The 14,766-nt window shown below is 39.5% G+C and carries 16 protein-coding genes and 1 pseudogene; 15 read left to right on the top strand and 2 right to left on the bottom strand.

The annotated features are described in order from the left end of the window. Positions 1-197: 197 nt before the first annotated feature. The 3 genes from greA to KFQ09_RS16575 all read left to right on the top strand — a co-directional run bounded on the left by greA (position 198) and on the right by KFQ09_RS16575 (position 3,197). A complete protein-coding gene (greA, locus tag KFQ09_RS16565; protein ID WP_007501433.1) occupies positions 198-671 on the top strand; it encodes a transcription elongation factor GreA in 474 nt (157 codons plus the stop codon). Between the two features lie 50 nt (positions 672-721). Then, on the top strand, positions 722-2,464 hold the full coding sequence (locus KFQ09_RS16570) for a peptidoglycan D,D-transpeptidase FtsI family protein (protein WP_025207694.1): 1,743 nt from the start codon (positions 722-724) through the stop codon (positions 2,462-2,464). Positions 2,465-2,531: 67 nt separating this feature from the next. After that, complete coding sequence (locus KFQ09_RS16575; protein ID WP_138278780.1) at positions 2,532-3,197, top strand: YrrS family protein; 666 nt, start codon at positions 2,532-2,534, stop codon at positions 3,195-3,197. Between the two features lie 140 nt (positions 3,198-3,337). Here KFQ09_RS16575 and KFQ09_RS16580 read toward each other — a convergent pair whose 3' ends face one another. Then, positions 3,338-3,544, bottom strand: a complete 207-nt coding sequence (locus tag KFQ09_RS16580) for a YrzA family protein (RefSeq protein WP_024718362.1) — start codon at positions 3,542-3,544, stop codon at positions 3,338-3,340. 187 nt (positions 3,545-3,731) lie between these two features. Between KFQ09_RS16580 and KFQ09_RS16585 the strand changes: the two genes are divergently transcribed. The 7 genes from KFQ09_RS16585 (at position 3,732) to KFQ09_RS16615 (ending at position 8,609) form a co-directional block, all read left to right on the top strand. Then, positions 3,732-4,373, top strand: coding sequence for a class I SAM-dependent DNA methyltransferase (locus tag KFQ09_RS16585; RefSeq protein ID WP_041506826.1), 642 nt, complete (start codon positions 3,732-3,734; stop codon positions 4,371-4,373). Positions 4,374-4,388: 15 nt separating this feature from the next. After that, positions 4,389-5,084 (top strand): 5'-methylthioadenosine/S-adenosylhomocysteine nucleosidase, encoded by a 696-nt coding sequence (gene mtnN / locus KFQ09_RS16590; protein ID WP_019743016.1) that lies wholly within the window; start codon positions 4,389-4,391, stop codon positions 5,082-5,084. Between the two features lie 45 nt (positions 5,085-5,129). Further along, positions 5,130-6,053, top strand: a complete 924-nt coding sequence (locus KFQ09_RS16595; RefSeq protein ID WP_255835826.1) for a PLP-dependent cysteine synthase family protein — start codon at positions 5,130-5,132, stop codon at positions 6,051-6,053. A 1-nt stretch (position 6,054) separates the two neighbouring features. After that, on the top strand, positions 6,055-7,203 hold the full coding sequence (locus KFQ09_RS16600) for a bifunctional cystathionine gamma-lyase/homocysteine desulfhydrase (protein ID WP_138278779.1): 1,149 nt from the start codon (positions 6,055-6,057) through the stop codon (positions 7,201-7,203). 72 nt (positions 7,204-7,275) lie between these two features. Further along, positions 7,276-7,506, top strand: coding sequence for a YrhC family protein (locus KFQ09_RS16605; protein WP_138278778.1), 231 nt, complete (start codon positions 7,276-7,278; stop codon positions 7,504-7,506). A gap of 647 nt (positions 7,507-8,153) precedes the next feature. Further along, on the top strand, positions 8,154-8,288 hold the full coding sequence (locus KFQ09_RS16610) for a YrzI family small protein (RefSeq protein ID WP_251210947.1): 135 nt from the start codon (positions 8,154-8,156) through the stop codon (positions 8,286-8,288). 159 nt (positions 8,289-8,447) lie between these two features. Continuing rightward, a complete protein-coding gene (locus KFQ09_RS16615; RefSeq protein ID WP_154666048.1) occupies positions 8,448-8,609 on the top strand; it encodes a hypothetical protein in 162 nt (53 codons plus the stop codon). Between the two features lie 43 nt (positions 8,610-8,652). Here the strand turns inward: KFQ09_RS16615 and KFQ09_RS19605 are convergent, their stop codons facing one another. Continuing rightward, on the bottom strand, positions 8,653-8,778 hold the full coding sequence (locus KFQ09_RS19605; RefSeq protein WP_008342643.1) for a YjcZ family sporulation protein: 126 nt from the start codon (positions 8,776-8,778) through the stop codon (positions 8,653-8,655). A 267-nt stretch (positions 8,779-9,045) separates the two neighbouring features. On the opposite strand from KFQ09_RS19605, the gene KFQ09_RS16625 reads away from it, so the two are divergent. From KFQ09_RS16625 to KFQ09_RS16645, 5 genes and pseudogenes are all read left to right on the top strand, one after another. Continuing rightward, positions 9,046-9,648 carry a class I SAM-dependent methyltransferase gene (locus KFQ09_RS16625; protein ID WP_017367683.1) on the top strand — a complete coding sequence of 201 codons (603 nt, stop codon included), beginning with the start codon at positions 9,046-9,048 and terminating at the stop codon, positions 9,646-9,648. 425 nt (positions 9,649-10,073) lie between these two features. Beyond that, positions 10,074-11,287: pseudogene (fdhA, locus tag KFQ09_RS16630) on the top strand (formaldehyde dehydrogenase, glutathione-independent). Between the two features lie 209 nt (positions 11,288-11,496). After that, positions 11,497-12,444, top strand: a complete 948-nt coding sequence (locus tag KFQ09_RS16635) for an ABC transporter ATP-binding protein (RefSeq protein ID WP_255835827.1) — start codon at positions 11,497-11,499, stop codon at positions 12,442-12,444. A gap of 19 nt (positions 12,445-12,463) precedes the next feature. Then, positions 12,464-13,630, top strand: a complete 1,167-nt coding sequence (locus KFQ09_RS16640) for an ABC transporter permease (protein ID WP_138278776.1) — start codon at positions 12,464-12,466, stop codon at positions 13,628-13,630. Then, positions 13,623-14,744: an ABC transporter permease gene (locus KFQ09_RS16645; protein ID WP_255835828.1), complete on the top strand. Its 1,122-nt coding sequence runs from the start codon at positions 13,623-13,625 to the stop codon at positions 14,742-14,744. Before KFQ09_RS16640 ends, KFQ09_RS16645 begins: the two co-directional genes overlap by 8 nt. The last annotated feature ends 22 nt before the right edge of the window (positions 14,745-14,766 follow it).

Consider the following 14,766-nt stretch of genomic DNA (forward strand, 5'->3'; position numbering starts at 1 on the left):
ATGAGACCGCTGCTGTTCCTGCCTAATAAAAAGGCATAATAGTTGCATCTAAAAGGGACGCCATGTAAGATGGACTTTTACGAATATGGGACAGAAGGAATGAGGGCCGGAATATGTCCTCATTCTTGTATATTTCAGTCGTCACTCACATGCAGAAAGCTTGTATGATGAGGATTAATAGAAGGAGTGAATGATTCATGGCACAAGAGAAAGTATTTCCAATGACAGAAGAAGGAAAGCGCAAATTAGAAGAAGAGCTTGAATATTTGAAAACGGTTAAACGTAAAGAGGTTGTAGAGCGTATTAAAATCGCTAGAAGTTTTGGAGACCTCTCTGAAAACTCGGAATATGATTCTGCTAAAGAAGAGCAAGCGTTTGTAGAAGGTCGTATTACAACGCTTGATAATATGATTCGTAATGCCAAAATTATTGAAGATGAAGGTAACTCAAATATTGTTTCACTCGGTAAAACGGTGACATTCGTTGAATTACCGGACGGTGAAGAAGAGTCTTATACGATTGTAGGAAGTGCAGAAGCTGATCCGTTTGAAGGCAAAATTTCAAACGATTCTCCAATTGCAAAAAGCCTTTTAGGCAAACAAGTAGACGACAAAGTCACGGTTCAAACACCTGGCGGAGAAATGTTCGTCCAAATTGTAAAAATTTCATAATTACGTTTATACGATCAACACCTCGTCCACAATAGGGACGAGGTGTTTTTATGCTGAAAACAAGAAGAATCCAATGGACAGGTGTCATTATTTTTATCTTATTGCTCGGTCTCCTATTTAGACTAGCGGAAATTCAGTTGTTTTTCACAGAATCTTTTTCAAAGCTTGATATTAATTTGATCCAAGAAAGTGTCAGGCAGCGGACAGAAGAAGTAGTCATTTCAGACGGACGCGGTGAATTTTTAGATCGAAACGGCGAGGCACTTCTCACAAAAGAAGAGCCTGCGGTCATCATATTTCCTTTCCTGCAATATGACCTCCCTCACTTAAAGCAAACCGCTTCTATACTTGAGATGGAAGAAGATGAATTGAAGAGCCAGCTGACAGAAACGAAGAAACCACTCATTTTAAAAGATGATATCACGAAAAAAAAGCTGAAAGACATCAATGATATGAAATATTCAGGTGTTTACGGCGTATATATGAAAGAGAAGGACAAAAAAAGACTTGCCCTCCACACATTAGGTTTCACAAGCGAGAATCCAGAACTCTTGAGAAAACGTTATCCGGACAAAAAAGAGCTTTCAATCCGCACTGAGATCGGTACATTCGGTTTGGAAAGTACATTTGACGAATTTCTATTACCAGAGCAAGACACAAAATTGTTATATCATGTGGACGGAAGGGGAAACCCTTTGTTTGGGATGGACGTCAAATATACAGCAGAAGCTCATTCATTTTATCCGCTGCAAGTGCAGACAACCATGGACGAAGACATGCAGAGGGAAATGGAGAATGTTCTCAAAGCACAAGGTGTTGAAAAAGGCGGAGCGGTTCTGCTCGACATTCAAAATAGCAGTGTGCTAGCGATGGCGAGTGTTCCAAATGTGACCAGCAAAAACCGGCATGAGGCAAGAAATTACATGCTGACCGCAATGGCTCCTGGTTCTGTATTTAAAACGGTCGTACTTGCCGCAGCGATTGAAAAAAACTTGAACCAGCCACAAACGATGTATGATTGTCGAAAGAATTTATATGGAGAGCCAGAAGGAAAGCAGGAAGTACTGAATCTGTCTGAAAGCTTTGCGCAAAGCTGTAATTATACATTTGCGACACTCGCTGAGCAGCTCATCCAAACAGATGATCAAATCCTTGAAAAGACAGCTTCAAAGCTTGGGCTTGTGGATCGAGCCGGCTGGGAAGGGGATGTATACCATAAGCAACAATTCAAACAGTTTGATCGTGAAGAAACAGGCAGTGTGTGGGGAGATAAAAGAGACAAGCATGTCAAAAAAGCCATTGCGCAAACGGCGATTGGTCAAAAAAATGTCAAAACAACCCCCTTACAAATTGCCAATATGATGGCAACGATTGCAAGGGGTGGAGAACGAAAAGAAGTGAGGATTGCAGATAAAGTGATGTATCAAAACGGAACAACGATGCTATCCTTTCAAAACAAACGACCTGATGGTGACAGTATTGACCGCTATACAGCTCAAACCTTGCAAAAGTACTTAAGGCAGGTGGTGACGTCTGACAAAGGAACAGGAAGAAGATTTCAAGACCTGCCGTTCCATATAGCAGGGAAATCAGGCACTGCCCAAACCGGCAGCAAAGATAAACAGGGGAATCCACTTTATCACAAGTGGTTTGCCGGATACTTTCCGGCAGAAAAACCAAAATACGCTCTCGTCGTTGTTCACCTTGATGAGGCAAGTGGCCGGGCTAAGACAAATGAAGCGTTTTATGATATTGTAAAAAAGGTCAATGAAATTGAAAAGAAACAGACATAGAACATCCCTTCATGTCATGTTAGAATAGTAACGACTTAGGGAACAGAGGCAAAGGAGTGCAGAGATTTTGAGTAGAAATTCTCGATTTGAACATCGTGATAAGCGCAGAAAGGCGAATATGGTGCTTAACATATTAATTGGTATCGTTGTGGTGCTTATTTTGGTTGTCGCATCGAGTTTGTTAATTTTTAATAAACCGAAAGATACAAATGTAGCAGACGAACCATCCAAAACAGCACCTGCATCGAGTGAAAATAAACAAAACTCAGAAGAAGATGTGAAAGATCAAAAGAAAGATACATCCGATGATGCGGATGGGAAAAAAGACGATTCATCTGACAAAAAAGACGATACAAAGAAAACAGATGATGAAGAAGAGCCAAACAAAGATGCGTTAAAAGATGCCACAGAAACAGATGGCGGTAAAACAAGTGACGTAGACAAAACATATGAAAACGATAACTGGGAGCCTGTAGGAACAGAGCAATCGGGATCACATACAGCAACCTATGATGCTAACTCAAAAGACTGGAAAGAAATGATCAAAGCCATGTCCTATGCGACAGGGATCTCAGAAGATCAAATGACTGTTATTTGGTTAGGAAATAACGGAGGACCTCAAGATGCAAAAGGAACCATCCGTGATAAATCAACAGGTGAACGCTACCGTGTAGAAATTACGTGGGTGGACGAAAAAGGCTGGAAACCTGTGAAGGTTGAAAAATTAAAATAAAATAAAAAAGATGCATGCAAAAAGGCTAAAATGAACTTCATTTTAGCCTTTTTCTTCTTTTCAGCGTGATAGAAAACCTTTGCAGTCTAGGAAGGACTAGCACCGGCGCACAGACCTGACTGCCTACACGCTGATCTTTTTTATGAGACATTCGCTTTAAAATGAACAACTGCTGTATACAAAATCTTATCATCAATGACAGTCGTTTGATGACTCACAGAATGAACAGTCAGCAAGATCGCCTGATTATGTTCAATTTGTTTTTGGATCTTTTGTTCAAGTTCTTTTAAAGACGTTGCTTCAAAAAATTCAATTTTGTCCTTTAAAAAATCCAGTTGAAAATCCATTTCATTCATCCCTCCATGCTCTAGATTCATCATAATCTCTCCCATTCAAAAGGGCAAATATTTTTCTACCCCACTCAGTATTTTTTAGTAGGAAAGAATCAGAAGATGTGGTAGGATAGGAACTGTTCGACGGAATAAAACATACTATACGGATAGGAATAAATAGATAAAGTGGAGGGAAAGAAAAATGGGACGTGAGTTTCTTTCTTTATTTGATCATTGGGCTGAATCTTATGATGACACTGTAAGTGGTCATGACGAGCAGTATAAAGAAGTGTTTCGCCGGTATCCGGCCATTCTAAAAGAGATTACTCGCCGTGCAGGTCAACATGTCATTGAGTTTGGAAGCGGCACAGGAAACCTAACGGCGGCACTGCTTCAAGCAGATAAGAAAGTGTTTGGCGTTGAACCTTCAGAGGCCATGAAGAAAGCGGCTCTTCAAAAAGGAATACCAAATGTATTTCATGACGGAGATTTTTTATCGTTTCCAGCCCCACCTTTTGAGCCTGATACGATCGTCAGTTCATATGCTTTCCATCATTTAACGGACGAAGAAAAAAAACAAGCCATCCACACCTATGGCAACATCCTTCCCTCAGGTGGTAAAATAGTCTTTGCTGATACAATGTTTCAAAATCAAGCAGCACATCAAGCTGCAACGAACAAAGCGAAAGCCGCTGGGTTCGATCAGCTTGCAGAGGATTTAGAAACGGAATATTATCCATCCATAGGTGTGTTAAAGCAAATCTTTGAAGAAGAAGGTTTTAGCACATCTTTTCATCAAATGAATGATTTTGTGTGGATCGTAGAAGCGAAGAAAAGGGAATGAAAGGATGTTTTTGATTTGAAAATCGCAGTAATAGGTGCAATGGAAGAAGAAGTGACGATTTTAAGAGACCAACTAAAGAATGCCACACAAGAAAACATCGCTGGGTGTGAATTTACAACAGGTGTTTATGAAGATAAAGAAGTGATTTTATTAAAATCAGGGATTGGAAAAGTGAATGCAGCGGTCAGCACAACACTTCTGCTTGACCGCTTTCAGCCAGATTATGTGATCAATACAGGATCAGCTGGCGGTTTCCATCACTCATTAAATGTAGGTGATATTGTCATCTCTACTGATGTTAGACATCATGATGTGGACGTGACGATCTTTAATTACGAATATGGACAAGTGCCAGGATTACCAGCTGCATTCATCGCAGATGATCAGCTTGTGAAGCTGGCAGAGGAATCTGCTTCAGAAATCGATCATATTCAAGTGGCAAAAGGAACGATTGCAACAGGAGATTCATTTATGGATGATCCTGGTCGTGTCGCGTTTGTGAGAGAGAAATTTCCAGAGCTGTATGCAGTGGAAATGGAGGCAGCAGCAGTTGCGCAAGTTTGCCATCTATTTGAAACGCCATTTGTGGTCGTTCGAGCGTTGTCAGATATTGCTGGGAAAGAATCCAATATCTCTTTTGATCAATTTCTAGAGCAAGCAGCGATTCACTCAACAGACCTTGTCCTGCGTATGATAAAGCAAACACAATAAAAGAAGGGGTTTCCCCTTCTTTTCCATACAAAGGAAGGGATTTATATGGTTGTCATACATGATATTACGGAATTAATTGGCCACACACCGCTTTTAAAACTGTCAGGGATGGGTGTGCCGGCAGGTGTTGATGTTTATGCAAAACTTGAAATGATGAACCCAGGCGGAAGTATTAAGGATCGCTTAGGTGATATGCTGATTAAAGAAGCGCTGGCATCGGGCAAACTGCGCCCAGGCGGAACCATTATTGAAGCAACTGCAGGAAACACAGGCATCGGGCTTGCGCTAAGTGCAAGAAAACATCAATTGCATCCGATCTTCTGTGTACCAGAACATTTTAGTCAAGAGAAACAACAGCTCATGAAGGCGCTTGGTGCAGAGATTATTCATACACCAAGAAAAGATGGGATGAAGGGTGCGATTGATCGAGCCCTTGAACTAGAGGCAAGCCTTGACAATGCGTATTGTGTCTTACAATTTAAAAACCAAGTAAATCCATTGACTTACTATAAAACGCTCGGGCCAGAAATATGGTCCGACCTCCAGGGAAACATAGACGTGTTTGTAGCAGGAGCGGGCTCTGGCGGAACGTTTCAAGGCTGTGCTGCCTATTTAAAAGAGCAAAAAGAAGCGCTAAAAACAGTGATCGTGGAACCAGAAGGATCTATTTTAAATGGCGGAAAGCCGGGACCGCATAGAACGGAAGGAATTGGCCTTGAATTTATTCCAGATTATATGGAATCGACTTTATTTGACGAGATTTATACCGTCAGTGACGATGATGCTTTCCGAATGGTGAAAGAAGCAGCTGAAAAGGAAGGTGTTCTGATCGGAAGCTCGTCTGGAGCCGCTCTATTTGCCGCTTTAGAGGAAGCGAAAAAGGCATCACCTGGGACGGTGATCGTCACTATTTTTCCTGATAGCAGTGAACGTTATCTAAGTAAAGGTATTTATGAGGGAGGAAAATAAAATGAAGCCAAAAACAATGATGATTCATAGTGGAATCACTGGTGATGAAAAAACAGGAGCCGTGTCTGTTCCCATTTACCAAGTCAGCACCTATAAGCAGCCTAAAGCAGGCGAGCACACTGGATATGAATATTCCAGAACTGCGAATCCAACAAGAACAGCACTGGAAACAGTCATTCGTGATCTTGAAGGAGGGGCAAACGGCTATGCATTCGGTTCAGGGATGGCTGCAATTACAGCTGTGATGATGCTGTTTAACAGCGGAGATCATATCGTACTGACTGACGACGTGTACGGCGGAACCTATCGTGTGATGACAAAGGTGCTCAACCGGATTGGCATTAAAGCCACATTTGTAGACACAAGTGATCCTGAAGCGGTGAAAAAAGCGATTTTACCAGAAACAAAAGCCGTCTATATTGAATCACCAACCAATCCATTGCTGAAAATGACCGATCTACAAGCCATAAGCCGGATCACAAAAGAAGCTGGCATCTTGATGATTGTCGATAATACGTTTTTTACCCCATATTTCCAAAAGCCGATTTCATATGGGGCTGACATTGTCTTGCACAGTGCCACAAAATATTTAGGCGGCCATAGTGATGTGGTGGGCGGACTTGTCGTGACAGCTACTGAAGAGCTTGGTGAAGAACTGCACTTTGTTCAAAACTCTACAGGCGGTATTCTTGGACCGCAAGATGCGTGGCTTCTAATACGAGGGATGAAAACGCTCGGACTAAGAATGGAAGCACATCAACAAAACGCGCAGAAAATCGCTGAGTTTTTAGAACAGCATCCTGCGATTACACGTGTCTATTACCCAGGTTTAAGCGCTCACCCAGGTCATGAGCTTGCAAAAACTCAAGCAACAGGCTTTGGCGGTATGATTTCTTTTGATATTGGAAAAGAAGAAAATGTCGACGTGTTTTTAAGCCAATTGAAATTGTTTACAATCGCAGAAAGCCTAGGGGCGGTTGAAAGTTTAATCTCTGTTCCTGCTCGCATGACCCATGCATCTATTCCAAAAGAGCGCAGAGAAGAGCTTGGTATCACAGATGGTTTAATCCGTATTTCTGTCGGTATTGAGGATATTGATGACTTATTACATGATATTGAACAAGGGCTCGACGCAGTAACGAATGGATAGATTTACATGCCCCTCGCTTTCTCTCACTATGGTAAGCTATCAATAGACATTGATAACGGGAAGGTGAAACAAGTGAAGAAAAAGTGGGATGGTTTAGTGACAGATTACAAGCAATACGCTTTTATTTTGCTTGCTGTCAGCACCTTTTTATATATTGGTACGATTTTACCGAATCAGCACATAGAAGCATTACCAAAAATGCTGATGCTGGCAGTTGATTGTGTTTTCCTATTGGCTGCTTTCCTTTGCGTGAAACGTGCGATCTTTTTTCAAAAAAAGCTACAAGAACTAGATGAAGATTAAGCAAAAAGTCTCCTCATATGATGAGGAGACTTTCAGCGTGTAGACAAACCCTCGCATTCTTTGTCAGTCCTGCGTGCCGGTGCTCACGAATGTCAAATTCGCTCCGCGCCGGTACTCGTCCTTCCTAGAATTCAAAGGTTTTCTATCACGCTGAAAAGAAGACAAAGGGCTAAAATCAAGTTCATTTTAGCCCTTTGTCAACAGTCTGAAGTTTCCTCATGTGTTGAGGAGACTTTTTTTAATTGCACTGGATAATTGGACAAGAATCACTGTAGAAATTTAGTCAAACACACAAAAATCATCTAATTTACTAAAAACAGGTTTACAAAATGGTGCTTGCTGGATATACTTACAAAGTAATAAAAAACGTAAAGGAGGCTGAAGAATATGTTATTCGTATCTACTTGTGATCAATTCAACAACCAATTTCATCATGTCATCAGCCTGTGGAAGAGCTCGTGTCCTTCCTTTACCTTTTACGGTTCACGCTACAAAACTGTTTAAGTAAACGAGGATTTCACGTATCATCCATCGCAGGTTAGAAGACACTGTCTTTTGATCTGCATTTTTGTGTGCCCGCAGGTCAACTGATAAAGAAGATCTGCGGGCTATTTCGCGTGCTGCGAACTGAAGGGAGGTGAGCGTATATGACAATCCATTTATTTTTTATCACATTGACGATCCAACGTAAATTCAAGGACATTGAAACCGTTCTTTATGAACAACAAGTCGAAACATTTTATGAAGAAATGAAGCAGAAACAACTAAAGTACATGAACTAAAAAGGACAATAAAAACATGAAAAGGAGGAGATTGACATGTTTATGATGCTTGCAATGCTTGATTGTTATACAAGGGAGAAGGACCAGGTTTAGACACGCTCCACATTGATCACCTGCACATATGATAACCGTAAAAGGAGATTGTGAGGTGATCAATGAATGTCGATGTCACCATATATGAGGTTTCCGTCAGTGGGGCACGGGTATGCGTCTATTCCGCATTCTTTAAAGCACGGGTACGGCAATCCATACAGAATGCAAAGAGAGCAAGAAGAAATGCTCAGACGCTATATGTACAATTATCCAACTTATTGGTATTAAAGAAAAGGAGCAGGAAACGTTATCGTTTCCTGCTCCTTTTACATTAGCAAATCCAGCTTGCACCGATGATGATTAACAAAATGAACAGTACAACAAGCAATGCGAATCCGCCTGCAAAACCGCCACCGTAGCCACCGCAGTAGCCTCCAGAATAACCGCCAAAGCCCATAATCTAGCACCACCTTTATCTAATCAAGATACATTCATAAAATATGCAGCTCATGCGGAAAACGAAATCAATCTGAGCACAATTAATGAAAATGCCTATTTGTTTAAATATTTTTCATTACGTGCGAAACATTTTCAGAAAAGGTGCCGTCTAATAAAAGACAAAGAAATTAGGACTAGGTCTTAACTTTTGTTAGGAGAGAGCCGATATGAAAAGTAAGAAAATTCGTAAATAGTTTTATTTACTGGTGCAAAGCAGGTGTTGACATTGATTCAAAGCTGGATTGGAAAACAAATGAGGGAACCAAAGGGCTTGTTCTCAAAATGGGTTGCCCGCTATATGGAAAAAAATCATCATAATATCAATCAATGGACGATTCAACTCTTAAATATACAAGAAAACGACCGGATTTTAGAAATTGGTACTGGAAGAGGTATGACATTATCTAAAGTAGCGGAAAAACTTGACCGAGGAAAAGTATATGGAATCGATGCTTCGCGTCATATGGTAAAATACGCGAAAAGAAAACATAAGAGACTTGTCGAGCAGGAAAAAGCCGTTATCACACTTGGAAAAGCTGAGCAATTACCTTTTGAAGACAGATCATTCAATAAATTGTTCACAGTGCAGACCATCTATTACTTGCCAGATATCGAACAAGTCATGAAAGAGGTATATCGTGTTCTTCAAGTGGATGGAGAAGTATTCTTATCTTTTCAAAAGCAGGAACTAATGAAGGAACAAAAACGCTCACAGTCTCTTTCAACGTACAGTGAAGAAGACATCAGCTGTCTTTTTTCAGCGTATCACTTTAGAGACGTCTCTGTTTACCATTATGATACATACATCTGTATCAAAGCCTTAAAATGATGAAAATATTTCCCAGGTAATGAACAAGCACTCAAAAAAAGGCTCTTCGCCAGAAGGGCCTTTTTTGCATGTGGGAATTGATCATTCATCAATAAAAAAGACTCTTCACAAGAAGAGTCTTTTGCATTCATTTCATATGTAGGGGCCAGCCAGGTGTGTAAGGAATGATAGTATATATAAGGAATTTGTTTGTCGATTAAGGATACCTGTCTGGCTTATTCCTTATATCGACAATGTTCTGCAAATGTTTAGCTTTTTTTTCAATATTTTCTTTTTTATTTGACTGGAAAATACATTTTTCTCTCCTAGATAGACATTTGTCACTTATTTTTTGAGTCAATGTGCGGTTAAAAGAAGGAAAAAGCCCGAGAAAGAGAGAATTTTGGAGAGACTTCATTTTTAAACAAAAAGGGAGGAATGAAAACATGTCGGGAAACAAAGGTGTCGTTTACAAAGGAGCAGGAAATGTAGCAGTTGAGGATATTGGATACCCTGATTTGGTTTTAAGGGATGGCCCTGGTGTACCTAAAGCCAATGTTGGACGTAAGTGTGAGCATGGCGTCATTTTAAAAGTAGTGACAACAAACATTTGCGGGAGCGACCAGCATATGGTAAGAGGGCGCACAACTGCGCCTGAAGGACTTGTCCTTGGTCATGAAATTACTGGTGAAGTCGTTGAAGTTGGACGAGATGTAGAGTTTATCCAAAAGGGTGATCTCGTATCAGTTCCGTTTAATATTGCCTGTGGCCGTTGCGTCATGTGTAAGGAACAAAAAACCCATGTGTGTTTAAATGTGAACCCCGATCGACCTGGCTCAGCTTATGGTTATGTAGATATGGGCGGATGGGTTGGCGGCCAATCAGAGTACGTCATGGTGCCATATGCTGATTTCCAGCTGCTTAAATTTCCGGACAAAGATCAGGCGATGGAGAAAATACTTGATTTGACAATGCTTTCCGATATTTTCCCGACAGGTTTTCATGGTGCGTATTCGGCTGGCGTAAAACCAGGCTCTACTGTCTATATTGCTGGTGCAGGGCCAGTAGGTCTTGCAGCAGCGCATTCCGCTCAGCTCCTTGGCGCTTCTGCTGTCATCGTCGGCGATCTCAATGAACAAAGGCTCGAGCAGGCGAGAAGCTTTGGCTGCGAAACGATTAATTTACGAAAACATGATCGAATCGGTGAACAAATGACAAACATCCTTGGAGAGCCAGAAGTCGACTGTGCGGTCGATTGTGTCGGCTTTGAAGCTTCAGGTCATGGAGATCAAGGAGAAGCACCAGCCACCGTTTTAAATACAATTATGGATATTACCAAAGTTGGCGGTAAGCTTGGAATTCCAGGACTTTACGTCACAGAAGATCCAGGTGCTGTGGATGAAGATGCAAAAGTTGGATCTCTGAAAGTGCGAATTGGACTTGGCTGGGCCAAAGCCCATACCTTTGTGACAGGCCAAACCCTGTCATGCAATATCACCGCAGCTTGATGAAATCTATTTTAAGCGGAAGAGCACAAATCGCCAAAGCCGTTAATGCAACCGTCATTTCCCTTGATCAAGCCCCTAAAGGATATAGCGATTTTGATTCGGGTGTGGCGAAGAAATTTGTGATTGACCCGCATGGCATGATTTCTAAATAATGATCCATCGAAAAAAACTTACAGGATTTTTCCTGTAAGTTTTTTTGTTTATAAATATAAAAAGACCTATACTGTTCTTCTATATTTCATAACGTGGTAAAATGAGTAAATTGGAAAAAATGATCTTTAGTTGAAAGACATACCATAAAACGGTTGGCAATGATTGGACAGGATTTTGATAGATAGGAAGAATAGAGGAGAGATTGCGATTGCTAAAAGTACAAAACATCATCAAAAATTATGAAGGTAAACAAGTATTAAAAGGGGTTAGCTTCCACTTAAAACAAGGTGAATCATTTGGACTGTTGGGCCCTAATGGTGCAGGGAAATCAACCTTAATCGGTATCATGACAGGACTTATACATGCAACGAGCGGGACTGTTACGATTGGAGGCATTGATCTACATAAAGAAACAACAAAGCATGCACAGCAATTGATTGGCATTGTTCCGCAAGAGATCGCTTTATATTTAGATATGTCAGCAAAAGAAAATTTAACGTTTTGGGGGAAAATGTATGGACTTAAAGGAGAAGAATTAAAAAGCAGAGTACAAGAAATCCTTGAATTAATTGGTCTGGGCAATAGAGCGAATGATAAGGTGAAAGTATTCTCAGGAGGGATGAAAAGAAGAGTGAATATCGGATGTGCGATTTTGCATCGGCCAAAACTATTAATAATGGATGAGCCTACAGTGGGTATAGACCCGCAATCCAGAAATCATATATTAGAAACAGTTAAAACGCTAAATAGTGAAGGAATGACGATTATTTATACGAGTCATTACATGGAGGAAGTCGAATATCTATGTGAAAAAATAGCTATTATGGATCAAGGTTCTTTCATTAAGGTAGGTGATTTAAGTGAATTGGCTGAGCTTGTTGGAGAAAAAAGAGAAATCATTTTTACGATTAAATGTGAACAAGGACAAAAGGATATGGAGCGAGTGTGCCAATATATAAATGAATATCACCCACTGAATGACTTTATGGTGCAGGGAAATCAAATCAAATTATTTGATGACAATCCTCAGCATTTACTAAGTCAACTTATTCAAGGTGTAACCGCATTAAATGTTCAATTAATTTCAGCAGAAGTTGTAGAACCAAATTTAGAAAATGTATTCTTGTATTTCACAGGTAAGAAATTACGAGACTAGACCGAATAGAGGTGAGCATATGAGCATTTGGGTTATACTGAAAGATCTATTATTGTTTTTTAGGGATAAGAAAAGCTTTTTTACACTTTTTTTTATGCCTATCATATTAATTGCTATATTAGGTGCAGCATTTGGAGACAACATGAAGAAAGATAGCGAAATTAGGATCAATTCATTTCGAGTAGGAATAACAGATCAAGATAAGTCCGCTACAAGTAAAATGTTTCTTTCAACATTGTCTAAGAGTGAACTCAGTGACATATTTGAAGTGAAGGTCACCTCGAAAAATCAGCTAGAGAAAGAATTAAATAGTAGAGACATTACAATGGGTATAATCATCAAGCCGAATTTTGAAAAAAGCATATTAAATCACGATCATGTGCAATTGAATATTTTGAAAGGACCTAATTCAAGCTTACAGGAAATGGTCCTAGAAAATGTGGTTTTGCAATTCTTTCAAAATTATCATATGAATCGTATTCTGATGCCGTTGAATCAAGGTAAAGAAGTGGAGATCGTGTCTGATCAACTGAAAAAAGAACTAGTGAACGAAAGGAATATTCATATCAACAGCCAGCCGATTACATCCTTCCAATACTACGCAGGCGGGATGGGTGTGCTTTTTTTATTAATGACTGTTGTTTTCTTGGTTAGCAGTATGATAGAGGAAAAAGAAGAAGAAGTCTATAAAAGACTACTAGTATCAAAGTTAAGCAACACTAGTTATATCATTGGAAAGTTATTGGGCATTTTTTTAATGAGTATGATTCAACTTGCGGTCATTATTTTATTTACTAGTTTTGTCTTTAAGGTGAATTGGGGAGAGCCTTTTACTGTTGTTATGATCGGATTTAGTTTTATATTAAATGCTGCGGGTTTAGGGGTGCTGATTGGTTCTTTTATCAATAGAGAAAAAACGTTTAACAGTGTGGGGATTTTAGGAACTCAAGTGTTAGCTGCTTTAGGTGGGAGTATGGTGCCCTTATACTTATTCCCACAATGGTTGATGAATATCAGCTATTTTTTACCTAATTCTCTTGCACTTCAAATGTTTTTGAAAAGTATGGCAGGTGCTGATTTTAGTGAAATTCAAAGCGGATTATTACTTAGCTGTGGGATGGGACTAGCTTTCTTCATCATTGCTTTATTAAGAATGTCTTTTGAAAGGAAGCATCGCTATGCATAAAATATTAGCCATTATCACGTTAAAGTTAAAAGAAACATTAAAGTCTCCATTGGCTCTCATTTTTTTATTTGTTATGCCAATCATATTTAGTTTTATCTTTGGCAGCACGGCATCAGATACAAAGAAACCCACAGTTGCTTTTGTTCAAAATCCTCAACAAGACGAACTCAATCAGGAAATATTAAAAATGCTCAAAAAGAACACGACATTTCTTTGGATAAAGGCGTCTGAAATTGAAGCGGAAGAATTAGTATCTGATGAAAAGGTAATTGCGTCGGTTAAAGTCTCTGATCAATTAGAGTCCCATTTAAAAGAAAATAAAGAGATTTTTGATGTGACAGTTTATAAGAAAACTGAGGAATATGCAGTCTTATCTCCCTATTTAAAAGAGGCAGCAGCGATCATTTATCAGATCAATTACGGTGTGAAAGATCAGAGAAGTGCTTCTCTCACCACTACATTGAATAAGTTAAATGAATCTGGCACCATTTCGTTGGTTGAAAAAAATCAAGATGGTCAAGCAAGCCAGCACCCAAATATAATACCGCTTGGCTTTACCATTATGTTTATGATGTTTGCGATTTCAAGCTCTTTGTCCTCTATACATTTGGAGTATAAAAATTATACATGGCAAAGATTGCTTTCGAGTCCCATCCATAAAATATATGTACTTCTGGGCTATTTAATGGCATATTTCCTTCTTGGATGGATACAATTAGGTGTTCTTTTGACCATCTTATCTATTTTCTTTAATGTCTACTTAGGCAACCTATTTCTTATTTTATTGTTCGGATCATTTGTTATAGGCCTTGTCGTAAGTTTAGGATTTATGATAGCTACTTTATCTCAAACGAAAAAACAAGCTGAAATCTTTAGTGCAATTGTCATTGTAGGATCGTGCATGCTGGGTGGTATTTATTGGCCTCTAGATATCGTTCCAGACATTATGAAGAAGATTTCTTTGACTATACCGCAAACATGGATGATGTCTGGTTTTGGTGAGATCATGAGCGGCAATGTTAATCTTTCTATCTTATTATTAGATGCGACGGTTTTAATTGCTTTTACGGTGGTCTTTATGATCATTGGTTTGAAGAGTATCAGATCCTATTAATCCTTTGTTCTTCTAAAAAGCC

The sequence above is a fragment of the Bacillus sp. FS02 genome (assembly GCF_024398395.1).
Taxonomy (GTDB): Bacteria; Bacillota; Bacilli; order Bacillales; family Bacillaceae; genus Bacillus; species Bacillus altitudinis.

What these genes read in the sequence shown, in the direction of transcription:
- KFQ09_RS16645 (WP_255835828.1), top strand. Translation starts at nt 13,623, where the DNA reads ATGCATAAAATATTAGCCATTATCACGTTAAAGTTAAAAGAAACATTA.
- KFQ09_RS16580 (WP_024718362.1), bottom strand. Translation starts at nt 3,544, where the DNA reads ATGGATTTTCAACTGGATTTTTTAAAGGACAAAATTGAATTTTTTGAA.
- KFQ09_RS19605 (WP_008342643.1), bottom strand. Translation starts at nt 8,778, where the DNA reads ATGGGCTTTGGCGGTTATTCTGGAGGCTACTGCGGTGGCTACGGTGGC.
- KFQ09_RS16600 (WP_138278779.1), top strand. Translation starts at nt 6,055, where the DNA reads ATGAAGCCAAAAACAATGATGATTCATAGTGGAATCACTGGTGATGAA.
- KFQ09_RS16595 (WP_255835826.1), top strand. Translation starts at nt 5,130, where the DNA reads ATGGTTGTCATACATGATATTACGGAATTAATTGGCCACACACCGCTT.
- KFQ09_RS16570 (WP_025207694.1), top strand. Translation starts at nt 722, where the DNA reads ATGCTGAAAACAAGAAGAATCCAATGGACAGGTGTCATTATTTTTATC.
- KFQ09_RS16615 (WP_154666048.1), top strand. Translation starts at nt 8,448, where the DNA reads ATGTCGATGTCACCATATATGAGGTTTCCGTCAGTGGGGCACGGGTAT.
- KFQ09_RS16585 (WP_041506826.1), top strand. Translation starts at nt 3,732, where the DNA reads ATGGGACGTGAGTTTCTTTCTTTATTTGATCATTGGGCTGAATCTTAT.
- greA (WP_007501433.1), top strand. Translation starts at nt 198, where the DNA reads ATGGCACAAGAGAAAGTATTTCCAATGACAGAAGAAGGAAAGCGCAAA.
- KFQ09_RS16610 (WP_251210947.1), top strand. Translation starts at nt 8,154, where the DNA reads ATGACAATCCATTTATTTTTTATCACATTGACGATCCAACGTAAATTC.
- KFQ09_RS16640 (WP_138278776.1), top strand. Translation starts at nt 12,464, where the DNA reads ATGAGCATTTGGGTTATACTGAAAGATCTATTATTGTTTTTTAGGGAT.